Origin of the sequence: Cellulomonas jepli, assembly GCF_047229345.1 — a bacterium.
In the GTDB taxonomy this organism is placed as follows: Bacteria; Actinomycetota; Actinomycetes; order Actinomycetales; family Cellulomonadaceae; genus Cellulomonas_A.
Map to the genome: position 1 here is coordinate 43,926 of NZ_JBFTER010000026.1, position 6,089 is coordinate 50,014.

Annotated in this window: 3 protein-coding genes; all 3 read right to left on the minus strand. The window is 76.5% G+C overall.

What is annotated here, in order from left to right; translation table 11 throughout:
* Positions 1 to 170: 170 nt before the first annotated feature.
* The gene (locus tag AB6N24_RS08520; RefSeq protein ID WP_412868972.1) at positions 171 to 2,066 is read right to left on the minus strand and encodes a hypothetical protein; all 1,896 of its coding nucleotides are present in this window, start codon (positions 2,064 to 2,066) and stop codon (positions 171 to 173) included.
* 87 nt (positions 2,067 to 2,153) lie between these two features.
* On the minus strand, positions 2,154 to 3,785 hold the full coding sequence (gene murJ, locus AB6N24_RS08525; protein WP_412868973.1) for a murein biosynthesis integral membrane protein MurJ: 1,632 nt from the start codon (positions 3,783 to 3,785) through the stop codon (positions 2,154 to 2,156).
* Positions 3,782 to 6,089, minus strand: a 2,308-nt coding sequence (locus AB6N24_RS08530) for a DUF6049 family protein (RefSeq protein ID WP_412868974.1), incomplete at its 5' end; no start/stop codon positions are given. The genes murJ and AB6N24_RS08530, both read right to left, overlap by 4 nt.

The window sequence follows — 6,089 nt, forward strand, 5'->3', positions numbered from 1 at the left end:
ATTCCTCGGGTCGGGGATGGTGCTCGGTGAACCGATCCTAGGGCGGATCTGTTCCCGGACGACCGACGCCCCTCTGCGGCGTGGACACCCGCCAGGGCGCGGTCGGTCCCGCGTCGAGCGCAGCGCCCCGACCCTGGCCCGGCGCAGCAGGACGCCGGGCCGGAACAGGGTCACGACAGCGCGAGCTCGGTGACCTCGACGCGGTACTTGCCGTCGGCGGCCTGCGGCAGCGACGTGAACCAGAGCACGATCGAGCCGGTCTCGGCGGGCTCGGGGAACGTGAACACGGTGTCGGGCGCCAACGGGCCGGCGGCGAGGACCGTGCCGCCGCCGGGGTTCGCCGCGTCGGTCGCCCGGACCTCGACGTTGCCGCCGCTCTGGTTCGTCTTGATCGTGATGCCCGAGACGGTCGAGGGCCCGGCGAGCGTGATCACGTAGCCGACACCGGGCTTGAGACCGCCGAACTCGGGACGGTTGTAGGTCTGGGTGTACCAGAACGAGGCCGGGTCGCCGTCGAACGCGAGGGCGACCGCCTCCTCGTGCTCGCCGTCGCTGTCGGACGGGTCGACGCTGGTCGCGCCGGCGATCGTCGGTGCGGCGCCGGCGGGCGGTGCGGGCTCGGCGGGCTCCTCCTCCGCGGGCTCCTCGGCGGGCTGCTCGCCCTCGGCAGGCGGTGCGGCGGCGGTCTCGGTGGCACCCGGCGAGGTGCCGGCGTCGGTCCCGTCGACCGGGCGGAAGAGCGCGTTGAACGCGATGACGACGCCGACGATTACGACGATCGCGACGACGAGCAGCACGATCTTGGTCGGGTCGAAGCGGCGCTCCGCGACGTCGACGTCCTCGTCCCCGGAGATGTCGAACACGTCGGGCTCGTCGTCGTGCCCGCCGTAGCCGGCCGCGAAGGACGGCGGCGACTGGTCGTAGGGGCCCTGCTGCGGGCGCGCCGAGGTGCGCGCCGGCGGTCCGGCCTGGCGGGCCGGGGTGGCGGGCTGCCGCTGCACCGGCGGCGGCGGACCGACGGTCGTCGGCGGACCGGCCGCCACCGCGGTCTCGGCGACGGCGGTGGGCGGCGGAGGCGTCGGCAGCATCGGGCGCGTCGCCGCCGGGGCCGACTGGGCGAACGCCGGACCACCACGGGGGTGCGCCGGGGGCGGCGTACCGGGGCGGCCCGTCCCGGCGGGGGCCTGCTCGTCGAACGCGGAGCGGACGGACTGGCGCTGGACCTGCACCGGGCGGGTCTCGGGCGGTGCAGCGGGGGTGAGCTGCTCCTCGTGCGGGGCGGTCGCGGCGGCCGCCATGACCTCGCTGAGGCCGGTCGTGCGGATCTCGCCCCACGGCTCGAGCTCGCGCACGAGCTCGGCGGGGCTGTGCGGGCCGTCCTCGTGCGGGCCGAGCGTCACGGCGCACAGCGTGTCGAGGTCGGCGGGGATGCCGCGGACGAGGTCGGCGGGCGGGACGAGCTGCCCGTCGCGCACGGGTGCGGCCGGCAGGGTGTCGGACGGCACGAGCTCGCCGTCGAGCGTGGGCCAGCGGCCGGTGAGGGCGGCGTACAGGAGGCGGACGAGGCCGACGGTGTCGGCGCGCGTGGTGCTGCGCGCGTCGCCGAGGCCCTGGCCGAGCAGCGCGCCGTCGAGCGCGAGGCCGGTGAGCAGCACGCGGTCCTCGGGCGTCACGTGCAGCACGGTGGGGCGCAGCGCGAGGTGGTGGACGCCGCGCCGGCGGGCGACCTCGAGCGCGGCGGCGGCCTCACCGACGACGGCCCGGGCCTGGTCCGCGGACAGGGGGCCGCGTGCGAGCAGGTCGGCCAGCGAGGGGCCCGTGACCTGCTCGGTGACGACGTAGCTGATCGAGCCGTGGTGGGTGCCGACGTCGAGCACGCGCACGAGGCGCGGGTCCGACACGAGCGCGGCGCGCCGGGCGGCGTCGAGCGCCTGCGCGACGTTGCCCTGCTCGAGCACGCGCACGCGTACCGGGCGGTCGAGGATCTGGTCGGTCGCCTGCCACGAGCTCGCCCCCGGCAGGTCCGAGCTCACGAGCTGCAGGACGCGGTAGCGTCCGGCCAGCACGGTGCCACGTCCGACGACGTCCTCCACGCGAGTCCTCCCGGCGACGGTTCATCCGGCGACTGCCGGACCCCCATGCTAGTCGGGGCGTCAGGCGCGGGTGCGGCGTATGCGACGGAGCAGCGGACCGGCGAGAGTCTGGAGCTCGCGCGCCCGCAGCGCGACGAGCACCGCGACGTAGACCCCGACGATGACGGCGCCGCCCACGGCGCACGTGACGAGCGCCTCGAGGGCGGACCCGACGGGCCCGAGCAGGCGGACGACGAGCGCCCCGGCACCGGCGGCGAGGAGCGCGGCCGCGACGGCCTTCGCGTGCGTGACGAGCACGCGCCGCCCGTCGAGCCCGCCGAGGCGCCGGCGGAGAGCGACGAGAGCGACGACCGCGCCGAGCACGTACGAGACCGTCATGGAGACGCCCGCCGCGGCCACCCACAGCTCACGGCCGAGCACGGCCCTGCCGAGGAGGGTGCCGGCGACGACGACGAGCATCATCGCGACCTGGATCGGGATCATCGACCGCGCGTCCTGGTAGGCGTAGTACACGCGCTGGCACATCGACCAGGCACCGAACGCGACGAGCCCGGCGACCATCGTGACGACGACCGTCGCGAGGTCCGACGCTCCGTTCGTGGTCCCCGGGAAGATCGCGCGCACGATCGGGTACGCGAGGACCGCGATGCCGGTCGTCGCGAGCACGGTGAACAGCCCGACGGTGCGCAGGCCGAGGCTCAGGTCGTCGCGCACCGCGCCCTGGTCGTCCGCAGCGGCCTTGGCCGACAGCCGCGTGAACAGCGCCGTCATGAGCGACACCGTGACGAGCGAGTGCGGCAGCATGAAGAGGAGGAACGCGTTGTCGTAGACGACGTTGCCCGCGGTGTCCCCGGTGCCCGCGGCGGTCGTGACGCGCGAGACGACGAGCACGCCGATCTGCCCGACGACGAGCCCGAGGAACGTCCACAGCGCCACGCGCCCGGCCGTCCCCAGCCCGGACCCGCGCAGTCCCCAGCGCGGCCGGTAGCGGAAGCCGCTGCGGTAGAGCGGGACGACGAGCACGAGCGCCTGCGCGACGACCCCGAGCGTCGCCGTCCCCGCGAGCACCGCGATCTGCTCGGGACCCCACCACGAGACGTCGCCCGCCTGGCCCTTCGGCGGCACCCGCGTGCCCCACAGGGCCACGAACACGCCGAGACCGGCGATCGCGACGACGTTGTTGACGACCGGCGCCCACATGAACGGCCCGAAGCTGCCGCGCGCGTTGAGGACCTGCCCGAGCAGCGCGTACAACCCGTAGAAGAACACCTGGGGCACGCACCAGTACGCGAGCAGGACCGTGAGGCGCTGCACCTCGGGGTCGGGGAAGTCGGCGTAGAGGGACGTCAGGAGCGGGACGGCGGCCGTGAGCACGAGCGTGAGCCCCGCGAGCCCGACGATGCCGAGCGTGAGGAGCTTGTCGACGTAGACGTGGCCGTCGGCCCGGCGGTACGCGCGCACGACCTCGGGGACGAGCACCGCGTTGAGCGCCCCGCCCGCGATGAGCAGGTAGAGGATGCTCGGCAGCTTGTTGGCGGCGCCGAACGCGTTGGCCGCGGAGCCGAGCATGCCGATCGTCGCGACGAGCGCACTGGTGCGCACGAGGCCCAGCACGCGCGACGCGGCGGTGCCGGACGCCATGAGCGCCGTCGAGCGGCCGAGGCCGGGCGACTTGGTGGGGGCGGCGGTCATAGCGGGGTCGTCTCGCTCTCGTCGCCGGGCACGGCCTGCGCCGCGAGCCGGGCTCCGCGCCGGGCCGTCTGGCCGCGGCGCACGGTCTTCACGATGCCGAGCAGCAGCGCGAGCGCCAGGAACGCGCCCACGACGGCCGTGCCCACGTTCTCGATGGTGGGGGACACGTGCGCGCTGAAGCGGCCGGCCGTCGCGACCGAGGTGCCGTCGGGCGCGAGCGCGAACACGTCGACGAGCACGTCGCAGTTCGCGTTGGCGCTGACCTCGACCACGACGGTCTGCTCGGCGCCGGGCTGGACCGTCGCCATCGGCGCTTCCCCGACCTCGAGGCACGCCTTGCGCGGGCGCATCTCGACCCGGACCGTCGCCGGCTGGTCGAGCGTGCTGCGCAGCGCGAGCCGGATCTGGCTCGTGCTGGAGATGATCGTGAACCGTTCGCTCAGCACGACGCTGAGTCCCGAGCGCCGGGCGGTCGCGTCGGCGAGCGCGGTCCGGACGACGTCACGGCGACCCTCGTCGTCGGCGCGCCACGCGACCGACAGCGGCCGGAGCACCTCGTGGTCGAGCCCGGCGAGGTGCTCCTCGGGGTTCTCCAGCACCGCGGCGAACGCGACGGCCGCGTTCCGGGCGTCGGCGAGCGCGTTGACCGTCGCGGCCGAGAGCTCGCCGGCGGCGCGGCTGACGTCGGGGAGCGGCTCGCGGTCGGTCGTGTCGGGTGCGGCGTCGAGGAGCGCGCTCGCGGGGGTGAGGCGGACCCAGGGCGCGGCGTCGAGCGCGTCGAGCGAGGCCGTCATGAGCGTGGGGTCGGGGGACCAGTCGCGGGGGACGGTCGCGAGGAGGTGCGGCGTGGTCTCGCGGTCCTCGTGCGCGACGACGGCGGTCTCGGCGAGCAGCCGCTGCGCGAGCGTCGCCGCGGTCGCGCCGGGCTGGAGCCGGCCGGGGTCGCTCAGCAGCGCGCTCAGCGTGGGGTCGGGCACGAGCGCCGTCACGGTCCCGGCGTCGGTCCGCACCGTGGTCACTGCGCCGGGCGTCGTCGACGTCGTGCGCTCGGGCGTGAGGGCACCGGGACCGACGACGAGCGACGGCACGTCGGTGCCGGCGACGAGCGCGGCGCTGCGCAGGTCCGGGACGTCGTCGGCGGCCCACTGCACGGGCGTGGCCGGCCCCCCGACCAGGGGACGGGCGTCGGCCGACGACTCGAGCGCCGCGGTGAGCAGGTCGGGACGGTCGGCGTGCGCGAGCGCCGCGAGGTCGGGGTCGGCCCACGGCAGCGCGAGCAGGTCGCGGCCCTCGGCGGCCGCGCGGAGCTCGTCGAGCCACTCGGTGGACTGCGGGCCGGCGGTGGCCGCGCGCTCGACGAGCGCCGGGTCGAGCGCCCACGACAGTCCCGTGCTGGCGCCGCTCGCGGTCAGCAGCGCGCGCAGCCGGCCCTCGGGCCCGGTCTGGGCCTCGAGCGCCGCGTCCTCGGGCTGCCGGGGCTCGTCGGGGGCGGCCTCGTCGGTCGGCTCCTCGGGGGCCGGCTCCTCGGTCGCAAGCTCCTCGGTGCCCTCGGTGCCCTCGGTGCCCTCGGTGCCCTCGGTGCCCTCGGTGCCCTCGGTGCCCCCGGTGCCCGGGGCGACCTCCTCCGGTGCGCCCTCGGTCGCCGTCGGCACGGGCACCTCGGCGTTCGTCGCCGACGCCGGGCCGGCACCGGGCGCGGACGCGACGACGGGCACGAGCACGCTGAGCCGGGTCTGCGGGAGGTCCTCGGAGTCGGGCAGCCACAGCAGGAACGTGCGCTCGATCCCCATGCGGCGGCGCCCGTCGAGCAGCTCGACGGCGAGGCCGCGGGGGCCCCACGCGTCCGGGGTGTCGAGCAGGCCGACCGACGCGGCGGGCACCTCGAACTCGACGTCGGCGGACGCCCCGGGGGCGAGCGGTGCGCCGAGCGGGACGGGCCGCCCGACCGCGCTGCCGGCGCTCGCCCGGGCGTCGGCGTCGACCCAGGCGTCGAGCTCGGCGCTCGTCCCGGGCCGGGTGCGGCTCAGGCGCAGGACCGCGCTCGGGTTCGCGAGCTCGGTGTCGCCGTCGTTGCGGACCGTCACGGTCACGCGCAGGTCCTCGTCGGGCGCGAGCACCTGCGGGGTGACCGCCGTGACGCCCACGGCGACGGGCAGCTCGTCGGTCGCGGGTGCGGCCGCCGCGGGGGCGGGCGTCACGCCGACCAGCGGGGCGAGCACCGCGAGCAGGCCGGCGGCGCGGAAGACCTCCCCGAGCTCGAGCGCGTCCGGCGCGAGGTCCGCGAGGACCGTCAGGGCGCGGCGG